At 72.9% G+C, this 15,239-nt stretch carries 11 protein-coding genes; 7 read left to right on the top strand and 4 right to left on the bottom strand.

Annotation, left to right across the window (positions count from 1 at the left end):
* Nucleotides 1-94: 94 nt before the first annotated feature.
* The 4 genes from ACZ8ZB_RS09305 to ACZ8ZB_RS09290 all read right to left on the bottom strand — a co-directional run bounded on the left by ACZ8ZB_RS09305 (nucleotide 95) and on the right by ACZ8ZB_RS09290 (nucleotide 5,696).
* A complete protein-coding gene (locus ACZ8ZB_RS09305; RefSeq protein ID WP_470741449.1) occupies nucleotides 95-2,431 on the bottom strand; it encodes a transglutaminase TgpA family protein in 2,337 nt (778 codons plus the stop codon).
* Between the two features lie 47 nt (nucleotides 2,432-2,478).
* Nucleotides 2,479-3,840, bottom strand: coding sequence for a DUF58 domain-containing protein (locus ACZ8ZB_RS09300; RefSeq protein WP_470737223.1), 1,362 nt, complete (start codon nucleotides 3,838-3,840; stop codon nucleotides 2,479-2,481).
* Entirely contained in the window at nucleotides 3,840-4,886 is a 1,047-nt protein-coding gene (locus ACZ8ZB_RS09295) for an AAA family ATPase (RefSeq protein WP_470737222.1), read from the bottom strand. The genes ACZ8ZB_RS09300 and ACZ8ZB_RS09295 overlap by 1 nt, the downstream gene beginning before the upstream one ends.
* 261 nt (nucleotides 4,887-5,147) lie before the next feature.
* A complete protein-coding gene (locus ACZ8ZB_RS09290; RefSeq protein ID WP_470737221.1) occupies nucleotides 5,148-5,696 on the bottom strand; it encodes a beta-class carbonic anhydrase in 549 nt (182 codons plus the stop codon).
* A gap of 417 nt (nucleotides 5,697-6,113) precedes the next feature.
* On the opposite strand from ACZ8ZB_RS09290, the gene rsmH reads away from it, so the two are divergent.
* From rsmH to murD, 7 genes are all read left to right on the top strand, one after another.
* Nucleotides 6,114-7,070, top strand: coding sequence for a 16S rRNA (cytosine(1402)-N(4))-methyltransferase RsmH (gene rsmH, locus ACZ8ZB_RS09285; protein ID WP_470737220.1), 957 nt, complete (start codon nucleotides 6,114-6,116; stop codon nucleotides 7,068-7,070).
* Between the two features lie 75 nt (nucleotides 7,071-7,145).
* Nucleotides 7,146-7,613 carry a cell division protein FtsL gene (gene ftsL, locus ACZ8ZB_RS09280; protein WP_470737219.1) on the top strand — a complete coding sequence of 156 codons (468 nt, stop codon included), beginning with the start codon at nucleotides 7,146-7,148 and terminating at the stop codon, nucleotides 7,611-7,613.
* 5 nt (nucleotides 7,614-7,618) lie between these two features.
* Nucleotides 7,619-9,568: a peptidoglycan D,D-transpeptidase FtsI family protein gene (locus ACZ8ZB_RS09275; protein WP_470737218.1), complete on the top strand. Its 1,950-nt coding sequence runs from the start codon at nucleotides 7,619-7,621 to the stop codon at nucleotides 9,566-9,568.
* A gap of 170 nt (nucleotides 9,569-9,738) precedes the next feature.
* Nucleotides 9,739-11,259 carry a UDP-N-acetylmuramoyl-L-alanyl-D-glutamate--2,6-diaminopimelate ligase gene (locus ACZ8ZB_RS09270; RefSeq protein ID WP_470737217.1) on the top strand — a complete coding sequence of 507 codons (1,521 nt, stop codon included), beginning with the start codon at nucleotides 9,739-9,741 and terminating at the stop codon, nucleotides 11,257-11,259.
* 4 nt (nucleotides 11,260-11,263) lie between these two features.
* Complete coding sequence (locus tag ACZ8ZB_RS09265) at nucleotides 11,264-12,694, top strand: UDP-N-acetylmuramoyl-tripeptide--D-alanyl-D-alanine ligase (RefSeq protein WP_470737216.1); 1,431 nt, start codon at nucleotides 11,264-11,266, stop codon at nucleotides 12,692-12,694.
* Nucleotides 12,694-13,764, top strand: a complete 1,071-nt coding sequence (gene mraY / locus ACZ8ZB_RS09260; RefSeq protein ID WP_470741448.1) for a phospho-N-acetylmuramoyl-pentapeptide-transferase — start codon at nucleotides 12,694-12,696, stop codon at nucleotides 13,762-13,764. The genes ACZ8ZB_RS09265 and mraY overlap by 1 nt, the downstream gene beginning before the upstream one ends.
* On the top strand, nucleotides 13,746-15,173 hold the full coding sequence (murD, locus tag ACZ8ZB_RS09255; RefSeq protein ID WP_470737215.1) for a UDP-N-acetylmuramoyl-L-alanine--D-glutamate ligase: 1,428 nt from the start codon (nucleotides 13,746-13,748) through the stop codon (nucleotides 15,171-15,173). Before mraY ends, murD begins: the two co-directional genes overlap by 19 nt.
* Nucleotides 15,174-15,239: the final 66 nt, after the last annotated feature.

Here is a 15,239-nt window from a genome sequence, read left to right as displayed (position 1 = left end):
GCGCAGGGCCGCACGAGCCCGCTCCCGGCCGACCCCCCCGGCGGGCCGGCCCCGTCCCGCAAGGCCGGCCCTCACCCCGCGCAACCGGTGAGGCTCAGCCCCGCTGCCGTGACGGCCGACGCCAGTCCGGCCGCAGCGCGGACAGACGCCCGCGCACCCCGGCCCACCACGCCGACACCGCCCACACCACCCGCACGCTCGACCGCGGCGCGAACACCGCCCGCACCCGCGCCCGCCGGTTGACCGAGGACCGCAGCCCCGCCGCGACGCCCCGCACCTCGTCCGTCAGACCCGCCGTCGCCCGCGGCCGAGGCGCGTACAGGGCCTGCTCCACCGCATCGGCCACCCGGTGCACCGACGCCGCCGCACCCGGGCCGAGCCGGCCCAGTCGCACGATCCGGTCCGCCGCCCCGCGCGGGGTCAGCGACTCGTCCGGCGCGATGCCGTAGTCCCACGCCGTGTCGGTCAGCTCGTCCCAGACGGCCAGGACGTACGGCACCGTCTCCGCCTCCGAGCGGCCGTGCCCGCCCAGCCGCACCGCCCGGGTCCTCGCCCGCCACAGCATCGGCGCCAGCGGCAGCACCAGCACCACGAGACCGGCCAGCACCCATCCCAGCAGCGCGTACCACTTCGGTCCGTCGTCGCCGGTGGGCAGGGCCGCCTGCGGCGACTCGCTCTCGCACGCCCCCAGCTTCCTCCGCTCCGCCGTGCAGCTCTCGCTCGCCGAGGGCTCCGCCGACGGTTCCGTGGGCGCGGCCTGTGAGGGCCGTGCGGGATCGGGCACCGTGTTCTCCGCGGTGTCCTGCACGGTGTACGACGGCGTCGAACCGCGGGTCGGGGTCGGCTCGAACCGGGTCCAGCCCACACCCTCGAAGTACAGCTCCGGCCAGGCGTGCGCGTCCCGCAGCCCGACCGCGACCGTGCCGTCCGCCTGCGGGGTGCCGGGCGCGAAGCCCACCGCGACCCGCGCCGGTATGCCCAGCGAACGGGCCATCGACGCCATCGCGAACGAGAAGTGCACGCAGAAGCCCTGCCTGTCCCGCAGGAAACGGGCGATCGCCTGCGAGTCGCTGCCGACGTCGACCTCGGTGTCGTACTCGAAGCCGCCGGTCAGCGTGAAGTACTCCTGGAGCTTGACCGCCCGGTCGTAGGCGTTGGCCGCGCCCTCGGTGACCTCGCGGGCGGTGCGGGACACCACGGTCGGCAGCGAGTCCGGCAGCTCGGTGTACTCGCGCCGCAGCGAGGGCGCCGGCTCCGGCGCGTCGGCCAGCTGCTCCGCCGTGGGCCGCACGTGGAGGCTGCGTACCTCGTAGGTCAGACCGCGTGTGTTCTGCCCGTGGTCGCCGACCAGCGTCATGCCGACGGGTTCGTAGCGCCAGTTGCCCCGGATGCTCACCCCGCTCGGCGGGTACGGCATGGGCAGCCAGTCCTGGGCGTACCAGTCGGCGGTCGAGACCGTCGTGCCGATCTCCGTGCGCTCGGTGTCGGCGCCGAGGCCCGGCGGCGTCGGGAACGCGCCGTCGGGGACGGTGGTGATGGACCGCTTCGACGGCTTCCACGTGGTGCCGTCGAAGTCGTCCAGGGACACGATCCTCAGATACAGGTCCGACACGTCCGTCAGCTCGGAACGCACCGACATGACCTGGCGGTCCTCGTCCCTGTTCAGCGAGTCGCGCAGCGACACCAGCGGGTTCACCGCCGAGATGGTGCCGCCCCCGCCGGCGCCCGCTCCGGCCCCCGCACCGGCGGGGTCCAGCAGGCCGCCGTTCATCGCGGGCAGGCCGAGCGGCGCCACCAGGGCGATGCCCAGCGCGACCGCGCCGATCCGCCGCCCGGTGCGCACCGGTGCGACGGCGCCGGGCGAGTCCCCGCCCGGGCCCGGCGCCCCGCCGAACACACGCCCCCACTGGGAGAGCCGGTCCCGGCCCTCGGCGAGCAGCAGCATCAGGTAGCCGGCCGCCGCCAGCAGGAACCACAGCCAGTCGATGCCGTTGTCGGACAGCCCCGCGGCCACCGAATAGAGGGCGAGCAACGGCAGCCCGGCCGGGGCCGCGCTGCGGAAGGTCACCGCGAGGATGTCCACCAGCAGCCCGATCACCAGGACGCCGCCGACCAGCATCAGCCGGATGCCGTCGGACAGCGGCGCCGGGATCGCGTACCGGCCGACGTCGTCCCCGCCCTGCTCCAGCAGCCCGGCGAAGAAACGCAGGGCGTCCGGCCCGGGTATCAGCCCGGCGAGGGCGTGCTCACGCGCGAACACCAGGGTCAGCAGCGCCAGCGTCACCAGGACCTGCGCCGCCACCGTCAGCGGACGCGCCAGCGGCACCCGCCGGGCCGCAGCGCCCACGCCCGACTGCACCGCCAGCAGGAACGCCGCCTGGAGGATCCAGGTCGCCGGGTCGACCAACGGCAACAGGGCGCACGCCGTCATCAGTGTGGCCGCCCACGCGCACAGTGCCAGCCTCGCCCGCCCGCTGATCACGGTCCCTCCCCACCGCTCGCCGCGGCCAGGCCCGAACGCTCCCGGTCCGCCTGCCGCCACAGCTCGTCCAGCGAGGCGCCCCGCGGCACGCCCAGCGCCGTCCAGCCCGCCTCGCGCAGCATCCTCAGCCACTCCCCGCGCCGGTCCGACGCACCGGGTACGTCGGACGGTTCCCGCAGCCAGGCCCCACTGTCCAGCAGGAAGGCGAGTGCGCCTCCGCTGCGCTGCCGCATCCGGGCGAGCACCGCGGCCTGCTCCTCGTCCAGATCGCCGAGGAAGGCGACCAGCAGCCCCTCGCTCCCGCCGCGCAGCACGTCGTAGGCGCGGGACAGGCCCTCCTCGTCGGAGTGGTCCACCACGGCGAGGGCGTCCATCATCAGCCCGGCCGCGTCCGCCGACTCCTGGTTCACCCCCGCGAACCCGTCGGAACCCTCGCCCGGCACCGAGGTGCCGGTGTCGGTCAGCAGCCGCACCGAGAAACCGCGCTCCAGCATGTGCACCAGCACGGACGCAGCGCCCGACACCGCCCACTCGAACGCCGAGTCCGGCCCGGCGCCCGCGTAGGCGACGGTCCGGGTGTCCAGCAGGACCGTGCACCGGGCGCGCTGCGGCTGTTCCTCGCGGCGCACCATCAGCTCGCCGTAGCGGGCGGTGGAGCGCCAGTGCACCCGGCGCAGGTCGTCGCCGTAGCGGTAGCCGCGCGGGATCACGTCGTCCTCGCCGGCCAGCGCCAGCGCGCGCTGCCGCCCGTCGCCGTGGCCCTTCGCCTCGCCGCTCAGCCGCACCGGCGGCAGCGGCTCCACGCGCGGGATCACCGTCAGCGTGTCGTACGTGGAGAAGGACCGGGCCAGCTCGCACATCCCGAACGGGTCGGACAGCCGCAGCTGCAGCGGCCCCAGCGGATAACGGCCGCGCAGGTCGGAGCGGACCCGGTAGGACACCTCCCGGCGCCCGCCCGCCTCCACCCGGTCCAGGACGAACCGCGGGCGCGGGCCGAGCACGTAGGGCACTCGGTCCTGGAGCATCAGCAGGCCCGTGGGCAGCCGCGAGACGTTCTCCATCCGCAGGTGCACCCGCGCCTCGGAGCCGGCGGGCACCCGCCCGGGGGAGAGCCGGCGGCTGCCGGCGACCCGGTAGCGGGTGCGGTAGAGCACGGCCGCGCACACCAGCGGAAGCACCGCCAGCAGCAGCCCGACCCGCAGCAGGTCGCTCTGTCCGAGCACGTACGCGCAGATCGCGGCGGCCACGCCGGCGGCCAGGAAGGAACGCCCCCGGGTGGTGAGCCCCGCCAGGGCCGTCCTGACCCCGCTCCGGCCGCCCCTGTCGCCGTCCGCGTGGACGGCGCCGGCGGTGGTCATCACAGCCTCCGGGGCGGCTGCTGGCCGAACTCCGGACGGCCGGGACCGCTCCGCCGCGCGGCGTCCGCGGGCGTTCGGGGGCGGTCCGCGGGCACCGGGGTGCGCTGGAGGATGTCCTGCACCACCTGCTCGGCGGTGCGGCGGTTGAGCTGGGCCTGGGCGGTGGGCAGCAGCCGGTGGGCGAGGACGGCCACGGCGAGTGCCTGCACGTCGTCCGGCAGCGCGTAGTCCCGGCCGCCGAGGGCCGCCGCCGCCTTCGCCGCGCGCAGCAGGTGCAGCGTCGCGCGCGGCGAGGCGCCGAGTCTGAGGTCGGGGTGCGTGCGGGTGGCGGCGACCAGGTCCACCGCGTACCGGCGGATCGGCTCGGCCACGTACACGTCGCGCACCGCCTCGATGAGCTTGAGGATCTCGTGCGCGTGCGCCACCGGCTGGAGGTCCTCCAGCGGGGAGACGCCGCCGTGCACGTCCAGCATCTGCAGCTCGGCCTCCGCACTCGGGTAGCCGACCGAGACGCGCGCCATGAAACGGTCGCGCTGGGCCTCCGGCAGCGGGTAGGTGCCCTCCATCTCGACCGGGTTCTGCGTCGCCACGACCATGAACGGGCTGGGCAGTTCGTAGGTCTTGCCGTCGATGGTGACCTGGCGCTCCTCCATCGACTCCAGCAGCGCGGACTGCGTCTTCGGCGACGCGCGGTTGATCTCGTCGCCGATCACCACCTGCGCGAAGATGGCGCCCGGCTTGAACTCGAAGTCGCGGCGCTGCTGGTCCCAGATGGACACACCGGTGATGTCCGAGGGCAGCAGGTCCGGCGTGAACTGGATCCGCCGCACCGAGCAGTCGATGGACCGCGCCAGCGCCTTGGCCAGCATCGTCTTGCCGACTCCCGGGACATCCTCGATGAGCAGATGTCCCTCGGCGAGCAGCACGGTCAGCGAGAGCCGTACGACCTCGGGCTTTCCCTCGATCACGCCTTCCACCGAACTCCGCACGCGCTCCACCACGGCGGTCAGATCAGTGAGGCTCGCTCGATCGTCATAGGTCGTCACCCGGCCCTCCTCGGCCCTTCCCCGCGCTCCACAAGGAGCGGGGGACCCCAAATGTCCCGGGCCGACGCCTTACTGTGCGGCCCGGCCCACCCCGAATCACGGACACCACGCGGGAAAAGTTCCGCGTGACACCACTCCCGCATTCTTGCCGCCGTTACCGATTCGTGTCACTCGCCTGTGGACAACTGACAGCGGGACGTCAGGTCCCACGACGTCGAACGGCGTCCGGAGTCCGGGCTCCCTCCGGGGTGGGCGGCCAGGTCAGGCGGGGTCGATCTCGCGCAGCAGACCCGTCCTCACGTCGAAGACGAAGCCGCGCACGTCGTCGGTGTGCAGCAGGAACGGCGAGGTGCGCACGCGCTGCATCGACTGCCGTACGTCCTGGTCCACGTCGCGGAAGGCCTCCACGGCCCAGCCGGGCCGCTGGCCCACCTCCATCTCCAGGTCGTGCCGGAACTCCTCGGTGATGGACTCCAGACCGCAGCCGGTGTGGTGGATGAGGACCACGCTGCGGGTGCCCAGCGCCCGCTGGCTGATGGTCAGCGAGCGGATCACGTCGTCGGTGACGACACCGCCCGCGTTGCGGATGGTGTGGCAGTCGCCGAGCGACAGGCCCAGCGCGTCGTGCAGGTCGAGGCGGGCGTCCATGCAGGCCACCACGGCGACCTGGAGCACCGGGCGGGCGTCCATCCCGGGGTCGGTGAAGGCGGCCGCGTACTGCTGGTTGGCCTCGACCAGACGGTCGGTGACCGTGCCGTGGCCGGTGGTGGCGTCCTGAGGGCCGGTGGGAACCGATGCGGAAGTCGTCATACCCATGACGGTACTGGTCACGAGGGCGTCAGGCCCGTTGTGAGAGGCGACAAAGAACGTCAGTGAGTCTTGGTGTGAGGTAACCCACAGGGGTGGTGTGAGCCCCTCCCTACGGGTGATGCGACCGATCCGCCCCTTGACCCGCCCCGCGGACCGCGACGCGCAGGCCGGTTGATTGACCGGGCGGGACCGTGGACTAAAGTGGCGCGAAGCGGGAGGCGAGAGCGCCCGCTGCACTGATTTCCCCGGATCCCCCGGCGACGACCGGGGGATCTCCCCGCGTGCGCGGCGCGCACGTACGGCTCGGCCTCCTCCCGCCGCCGCCCGTCCGACGCCCGAGGGCGCCGGCCGCCCCTCACCGGGGGAGGGCGGGGACCCGGCGGTGCGTGAGCGCCGTGCCGGATTTGAGAGGGCCACTTGAGCCAGAGTCGACACGTCCCGGTGATGCTCCAGCGGTGCCTTGACCTGTTGGCGCCCGCCCTGGAGCGGCCCGGAGCGGTGGTGGTCGACTGCACGCTCGGGCTCGGCGGCCACAGCGAAGCCCTGCTCCGGCGGTTCCCCGAGGCCCGGCTCGTCGCCCTGGACCGCGACAAGGAGGCCCTGCGCCTGTCCGGCGAGCGGCTCGCGCCCTACGGCGAGCGGGCCACCCTGGTGCACGCCGTCTACGACGAGCTCCCCGACGTCCTCGACCGGCTCGGCGTCCCCCGCGTGCGGGGCGTCCTGTTCGACCTCGGGGTGTCCTCCATGCAGCTCGACGAGGCCGGCCGCGGCTTCGCCTACGCCCAGGACGCCCCCCTCGACATGCGCATGGACCAGACGACCGGCGTCAGCGCCGCCGAGGTCCTCAACACCTACCCGCCCGGCGAACTCGTCCGGATCCTGCGCGCCTACGGCGAGGAGAAGCAGGCCAAGCGGATCGTGGCCGCCGTCGTGCGCGAGCGCGAGAAGGAGCCGTTCACGAACAGCGCGCGCCTGGTCGAGCTGATCCGCGACGCGCTGCCGCAGGCCGCCAAGCGCACCGGCGGCAACCCGGCCAAGCGCACCTTCCAGGCCCTGCGGATCGAGGTCAACGGCGAGCTGTCGGTGCTGGAGCGGGCGATCCCGGCGGCCGTGAAGGCCCTCGACGTCGGCGGACGGATCGCCGTGCTCTCGTACCACTCCCTGGAGGACCGGCTCGTCAAGCAGGTGTTCGCGGCGGGCGCCGCCACCACGGCTCCGCCCGGACTCCCGGTCGTCCCCGAGCGGTACCAGCCCCGGCTCAAGCTGCTCACGCGCGGTGCCGAACTTCCCACCGAGGAGGAGATCGCCGAGAACCGGCGCGCGGCCCCCGCGCGGCTGCGCGGCGCCGAGCGGATCCGGGAGGACGTCGATTGAGGAACGGACGGCGTGCGAGGCGGGTGACGGACGGCCGGGCGCACGGGTGGGAAGAGCGAACCCAGGGGAGCGTGAGTGAGTAGGAAACCCGAACCGAAGGGGCGGCCCGAGCTGAAGGGGAGGGCGGCCCGGCTCGCCCGGCTCCTGCCCACCGGGCGTGCCCAGGCGGCGCGCACCCCCTTCGTCCTCCTCGTCGTCGTCCTCCTCGGCGGCGGTCTGATCGGCCTCCTGGTGCTGAACTCCGCCCTCAGCGAGGGCGCCTTCCGGGTCGACGACATCCAGCGGGAGACCAAGAACCTCACCGACGAGGAACAGGCCCTGCAGCGGGACATCGACGCCTACTCCGCCCCCGACGCCCTCCAGGACCGCGCCCGGGAGCTCGGCATGGTGCCCGGCGGCGGCCCCGCCTTCCTCGCCCCCGACGGCACGGTCAAGGGCGTGCCCGGCGCCGCCTCCGCCGTCCGCGCGCCCCTGGTCCTCGCGCCCGGGGCGCCGGCCACCGCCACGCCCTCCTCCGCATCGAACTCGACCCCCGGCAGGTGACGGAAGTGTCCGACAGGGAACCGCCCCGCCGCCGGGTGCCCGGCCCCGCCCGCCCGGCCGCCGGACAGCGCCCCGGCCCCGGCGCCCGCCCGGCCCGCCGGCCCGCGGGGCCCCGCCCCGCGCCCCCGAAGGCCATCCGGCTGGGCAGCCCGCGCCCCCGGCTGCGTCTGGTCGGCGTGACCCTGACCCTGGTCCTGCTCGCCTTCGTCGTACGCCTGTTCCAGGTCCAGGCCGTCGACGCGAGCACCTACGCCGCCAAGGCCGACCGGAACCGCTACGTCGGCCAGGTGCTGGAGGCCGAGCGCGGCGGGATCACCGACCGCCACGGCGTGGCCCTGGCCACCACCGAGGACGCCTACGACATCACGGCCGACCCCACGATGTTCGCCCCGGACGAGCTGGAGATCGCCGACGGGCCCGAGCAGGCCGCCGCCCTCCTCGCCCCGATCCTCGGCCAGGACCAGGACGAGCTGGTCGGGAAGCTGCGCCCGGAGAACAAGGCCCTGCGCTACGTCAAACTGGCCGCCCGCCAGACCCCGCAGACCTGGAAGCAGATCAGGGACCTGAAGGCCGCGCTCGCCAAGAAGGCCGGCACCGACGACTCCACCGCCAACGTCCTGGCCGGTGTCTTCTCCGTGCCCACCAGCAAGCGGGTGTACCCCAACAAGGAGCTCGCCGCCGGGATACTGGGCTGGGTCAACGCCGAGGGCAAGGGCGGCGGCGGCGTCGAGCTCCAGTTCGACAAGCGGCTCGCCGGCCAGGACGGCAAGATCCGCTACGCCCAGTCCGGCGGCCGTCTCGTCCCGACCGCGGGCTCCACCGAGACCCCGGCCGTGCCCGGCAGCGACGTCGAGCTCACCATCGACCGCGACATCCAGTGGGCCGCGCAGAACGCCATCGCCGAGCAGGTGAAGGAGTCCGCGGCAGACCGCGGCTACGTCATCGTCCAGGACACCCGTACCGGGGAGGTCCTCGCGATGGCCAACGCGCCCGGCTTTGACCCCAACGACCTTTCCGAGGCCGATCCGGACGCGCTCGGCAACGCGGCCGTCCAGGACGCCTTCGAACCCGGCTCCACCGCCAAGGTGCTCTCCATGGCGGCGGTCCTCGAGGAGAACGCCGCCACCCCCGGAACGCACGTCGTCGTGCCCAACCGGCTGCACCGCGGCGACCGGCTCTTCAAGGACGACATCGACCACCCGACCTGGTACCTGACGCTCAACGGCGTGCTCGCCAAGTCCAGCAACATCGGCACCATCCTCGCCACCGGCCAGCTCGGCAGGACCCAGGCCCAGGCCAACAAGGTCCTCTACCGGTACCTGCGCAAGTTCGGCCTCGGCGGCGAGAGCGGACTCGACTTCCCCGGCGAGACCAAGGGCATCCTCGCCCCGCCGGACGAGTGGTCCACTTCGCAGCAGTACACGATCCCCTTCGGCCAGGGCGTCTCCGTCAACGCCATGCAGGCCGCCTCCGTCTACTCGACCATCGCCAACGGCGGCGTCCGCGTCGAGCCCACCCTGGTGCGCGGCTCCAAGGGCCCCGACGGGCGCTTCACGCCCGCCCCGGAGCCCGAGAGGACCAGAGTCGTCAGCGAGGAGACGGCGAAGACGCTCGCCCGGATGCTGGAGTCGGTCGTCGACGACGAGGAGGGCACCGGAACCAAGGCGCGCATCCCGGGCTACCGGGTCGCGGGGAAGACGGGTACGGCGAACCGCGTGGATCCGGCCACCGGCAAATACCGCGGCTACACCTCCTCCTTCGCCGGCTTCGCCCCCGCCGACAAGCCCAGGATCACCGTCTACTGCGCCATCCAGAACGCCACCGAGGGCAGCTACTTCGGCGGCCAGATCTGCGGACCCGTGTACAAGCAGGTCATGGAGTTCGCCCTGAAGACCCTTCAGGTGCCGCCGACCGGCGCCGACCCCGCAGACCTACCGGTCACCTTCAAGCCCTGACCCGTACCGAGCACCGAGCCACCAGGAACCACCTCGTGACGACGATCACCCCCGACCCCGGGAACCAGAACGCCTCCGGCCCCTCACTTGGCCCCCCGACCGGTGCGCCGGGTACGCTCACCGCCGTGCCACACGCTGATCAGTCCCAAACCGCCCGGAAGGGCCACCCCGTGACATATCCGGGACCGCCCCGTCCGGTTCAGGTCTCCGCCGCATCCCTCGCGGAACTCGCCGGTCAGCTGGGTGTCCCCACGCCGGAGCGGGCCGTCGAGATCACGGGCATCACCCATGACTCGCGCGCCGTCCGCCCCGGCGACCTGTACGCCGCCCTCCCGGGCGCCCGCGCCCACGGCGCCGACTTCGTCACCCAGGCCGCCGGCCTCGGCGCGGTCGCCGTGCTGACCGACCCGTCCGGCGCCGAGCGCGTCGCCGCGGCCGGGCTGCCGGCGCTGGTGGTCGACGACCCGCGTGCGCGGATGGGCGAGCTGGCGGCCACCATCTACGGCCACCCGGGCCGCGACCTGCTCCAGATCGGCATCACCGGCACCTCGGGCAAGACCACCACCGCCTACCTCGTCGAGGGCGGGCTGAAGACGGTCCACAGCACGGGACTGATCGGCACGGTCGAGATGCGCATCGGCGACGAGCGCATCAAGTCCGAGCGCACCACGCCCGAGGCCACCGACCTCCAGGCCCTGTTCGCCGTCGCGCGCGAGCGCGGCACCGAAGCGGTCGCCATGGAGGTCTCCAGCCACGCTCTGGTCCTCGGCCGGGTCGACGGCTGCGTCTTCGACATCGCCGTCTTCACCAACCTCAGCCCGGAGCACATGGAGTTCCACTCCGGCATGGAGGACTACTTCCGGGCCAAGGCGCAGCTGTTCACGCCGGAGCGCAGCAGGCTCGGCGTGGTCAACGTGGACGACGAGTACGGCCGCCGGCTCGCCAAGGAGGCCGGGGTCCCCGTCGTCACCTACTCCGCCGAGGGGCACCCCGACGCCGACTGGCGTGCCGAGGGCGTCGAGGTCGGCCCGATGGACTCGACGTTCACCGTGATCGGCCCCGAGGGCGAGCGGATCGGCGCGAAGTCGCCGCTGCCGGGACCGTTCAACGTGGCCAACACCCTCGCCGCGATCGTCGCCCTCGCCGCCGCCGGGCTCGACCCGCAGGCCGCCGCCGACGGCGTCGCCGCCGTGCCGGGCGTGCCGGGCCGGCTGGAGCGCGTGGACGCAGGACAGCCGTATCTCGCGGTGGTGGACTACGCCCACAAGACCGACGCCGTGGAGTCGGTGCTGCGCGCCCTGCGCAAGGTCACCGAGGGCCGGGTGCACGTCGTGCTCGGCTGCGGCGGCGACCGCGACGTGACCAAGCGGATGCCCATGGGCGCCGCCGCCGCGCGGCTCGCCGACACCGCCGTACTGACCTCCGACAACCCCCGCTCCGAGGACCCCCTCTCGATCCTCGCCGCCATGCTCCACGGCGCCGCCTCCGTGCCCGCCCACGAGCGTGGCGAGGTGCAGGTCTTCGAGGACCGGGCCGCCGCGATCGCCGCCGCCGTCGCCCGGGCGCGGCCCGGCGACACCGTGCTGGTCGCCGGCAAGGGCCACGAGCAGGGGCAGGACATCGCCGGGGTGGTGCGTCCCTTCGACGACCGCCAGGTGCTTCGGGAAGCCATCGAGAAAACCCAGGGATGAACTTGTGATCGCCCTCTCCCTCGCCGAGATCGCAGAAGTCGTCGGCGGGCAGACGCACGACATACCGGACCCGTCCGTCCAGGTCACCGGACCGGTCGTCCGGGACTCGCGGGAGGCGGGGCCGGGCAGCCTGTTCGTCGCCTTCGCCGGCGAGCGCGTGGACGGCCACGACTTCGCGGCGCAGGTCGTCGACGCGGGCGCGGCCGCCGTGCTCGCCACCCGGCCCGTCGGGGTCCCCGCGATCGTCGTGGCGGACGTCCAGGCGGCCCTCGGCGCCCTCGCCCGGCACGTCGTCGGCCGGCTCGGCACCACCCTCGTCGCGCTCACCGGCTCGGCCGGCAAGACCAGCACCAAGGACCTCATCGCGCAGGTCCTGCGGCGCAAGGCGCCGACCGTCTTCACCCCCGGCTCGCTCAACAACGAGATCGGGCTGCCGCTCACCGCGCTCACCGCCACCGAGGAGACGAAGTTCCTCGTGCTGGAGATGGGAGCGCGCGGAATCGGCCACATCCGGTACCTCACCGGTCTGACGCCCCCGAAGGTCGGACTGGTCCTGAACGTCGGCTCCGCCCACATCGGCGAGTTCGGCGGCCGGGAGCAGATCGCCCAGGCCAAGGGCGAACTGGTGGAGGCCCTGCCCCCGGCCGAGCAGGGCGGCGTCGCGATCCTCAACGCCGACGACCCCCTCGTACGGGCCATGGCGTCCCGCACGAAGGCGAAGGTGGTCCTTTTCGGAGAGTCCGACGAAGCGGACGTCTCCGCCGAGAACGTGCGACTCACGGACAACGGACAGCCTTCCTTCAGGCTTCACACACCCTCCGGTGCATCCGATGTGACCATGCGCCTGTACGGTGAGCATCACGTGTCGAACGCGCTCGCCGCGGCCGCCGTCGCCCACGAGTTGGGCATGTCCGCAGACGAGATCGCCACCGCGCTCTCCGAAGCGGGCTCCCTCTCCCGCTGGCGGATGGAGGTCACCGAGCGCCCGGACGGCGTGACGGTCGTCAACGACGCCTACAACGCGAACCCCGAGTCCATGAAGGCCGCGCTGCGCGCGCTGGCCGCCATGGGCGAAGCCTCACGGGCGAAGGGGGGTCGTACGTGGGCGGTGCTCGGCAAGATGGCCGAGCTCGGGGACGAGGCGCTCGCCGAGCACGACGCGGTCGGACGGCTCGCCGTCCGGCTCAACGTCAGCAAGCTCGTCGCGGTCGGGGGCAGGGAAGCCGCCTGGCTGCAACTGGGCGCATATAACGAGGGTTCGTGGGGTGAGGAGTCGGTGCACGTGTCCGACGCACAGGCGGCGGTCGACCTGTTGCGCAGCCAATTGCGCCCGGGAGACGTCGTTCTCGTGAAGGCGTCCCGTTCGGTCGGGCTCGAGAGCGTGGCGCAGGCGCTGCTCGAGACCGGTGCCGAGGGTGAGGTCGCAGCCCGATGATGAATCAGATCCTGTTCGCAGGAGTCATTGGCCTCTTCCTGACGCTGATCGGCACCCCGCTGCTGATCAAACTGCTCGCACGCAAGGGGTACGGGCAGTACATCCGTGACGACGGCCCGCGCGAGCACGCCAGCAAGCGCGGTACGCCGACCATGGGCGGTATCGCCTTCATCCTGGCGACGGTCGCCGCGTACTTCCTCAGCAAGGTGATCAGCGGCGAGTCGCCGAGGTACTCGGGCGTGCTGGTGCTGGGCCTGATGGTCGGCATGGGCCTGGTCGGCTTCCTGGACGACTACATCAAGATCGTCAAGCGGCGTTCGCTGGGTCTGCGGGCCAAGGCGAAGATGGCCGGCCAGCTGATCGTCGGCATCGCCTTCGCGGTGCTCTCCCTGCAGTTCGCGGACTCCCGCGGCAACACCCCGGCCTCCACGAAGCTGTCGTTCATCACGGACTTCGGCTGGACCATCGGCCCGGTGCTGTTCGTCGTCTGGGCGCTGTTCATGATCCTCGCGATGTCGAACGGCGTGAACCTGACCGACGGTCTGGACGGTCTCGCCACCGGCGCCTCCGTGCTCGTCTTCGGCGCCTACACGTTCATCGGCGTCTGGCAGTTCCAGGAGTCGTGCGCCAACGCCCTGGAACTGACCAACCCGGGCGCCTGCTACGAGGTGCGCGACCCGCTCGACCTCGCCGTCGTCTCCGCCGCGCTGATGGGGTCCTGCCTGGGCTTCCTGTGGTGGAACACCTCCCCGGCCAAGATCTTCATGGGCGACACCGGTTCGCTGGCGCTCGGCGGCGTGCTCGCGGGACTCGCGATCTGCTCCCGCACCGAGCTGCTGCTGGCCATCCTGGGCGGTCTGTTCGTCCTCATCACCATGTCGGTGGTCATCCAGGTCGGCTCGTTCAAGCTCACCGGGAAGCGGGTCTTCCGGATGGCGCCACTCCAGCACCACTTCGAACTCAAGGGCTGGTCCGAAGTCCTTGTGGTGGTCCGCTTCTGGATCATCCAGGGCATCTGCGTGATCGTCGGACTGGGCCTCTTCTACGCGGGATGGGCAGCGGACAAGTGACCGACTGGCAGGGAAAGCACGTCACCGTCGCCGGACTCGGAGTCTCCGGCGTCCCGGCGGCCAAGGTGTTGCACGGACTCGGCGCGCGGGTCACCGTCGTCAACGACGGGGACGACGCACGGGCGCGTGAGCAGGCCGCCGGACTGGAGGCGCTGGGCGTCACCGTGCGTCTGGGCGACGGCGACACCCTGCCCGAAGGCACCGAGCTGATCGTCACGGCCCCCGGCTGGAAGCCCGACAAGCCACTGTTCGCGGCGGCGGGCGCGGCCGGGGTGCCGGTGTGGGGCGACGTCGAACTCGCCTGGCGGCTCAGGAAGCCCGGCGCGGCCCCCTGGCTCGCGGTCACCGGCACCAACGGCAAGACCACGACCGTCCAGATGCTCGCCTCCATCCTGAAGGCGGCGGGTCTGCGCACCGCCGCCGTCGGCAACATCGGCGTCTCCCTCCTCGACGCGGTGCTCGGCGAGGAGGAGTACGACGTGCTCGCCGTGGAGCTGTCCAGCTACCAGCTCCACTGGGCGCCCTCCCTGCGCGCCCACTCGGCGGCCGTCCTCAACCTGGCCCCGGACCACCTCGACTGGCACGGCTCCATGGAGGCGTACGCCGCCGACAAGGGCCGGATCTACGAGGGCAACCGCGTCGCCTGCGTCTACAACGCGGACGCCACCGGCAAACCGTCGACCGAGGACCTGGTCCGCGAGGCCGACGTCGAGGAGGGCTGCCGCGCGATCGGCTTCACCCTGGGCACGCCGGGGCCCTCCCAACTCGGCGTCGTGGAGGGCATCCTGGTCGACCGGGCCTTCGTCGAGAACCGGCACAGGAACGCCCAGGAACTCGCCGAGGTGTCCGACGTGACGCCCCCGGCCCCGCACAACGTCGCCAACGCCCTCGCCGCCGCGGCCCTCGCGCGGGCCTACGGGGTGCCCGCGAGCGCCGTACGGGACGGTCTGCGGGCCTTCACCCCGGACGCCCACCGCATCGCGCACGTCGCCGACGTGGACGGGGTCGCGTACGTCGACGACTCCAAGGCGACCAACACGCATGCGGCACAAGCCTCGTTGGCGGCCTACGAGTCGATCGTGTGGATCGCCGGCGGGCTCGCCAAGGGAGCCACCTTCGACGAACTGGTCGCCGGCGCGGCCGAGCGGCTGCGCGGCGCCGTGCTGATCGGCCGGGACCGCGCCCTGATCCGCGAAGCCCTCGCGCGACACGCCCCGGAAGTACCCGTCGTCGACCTCGACCGGACCGACACTGGGGCGATGCTCCAGGCCGTCCAGGAGGCGCGGCGGCTCGCCCGGCACGGCGACACGGTGCTGCTGGCCCCGGCCTGCGCCTCGATGGACATGTTCGCCAACTACAACAAGCGCGGTGACGCGTTCGCACAGGCGGTGCGCGAGCTCGGCGCCTGACCCCGGCCCGCCTGGCGCCGGGCGACCTTGGGAGGGACGCGTGGGACCGTCGACGGCGTACAGCGG

The sequence above is a fragment of the Streptomyces sp. 12E genome (assembly GCF_055633275.1).
Note: the sequence above shows the minus strand (reverse complement) of the source record. Positions and strands in the feature narration are given on the sequence as shown.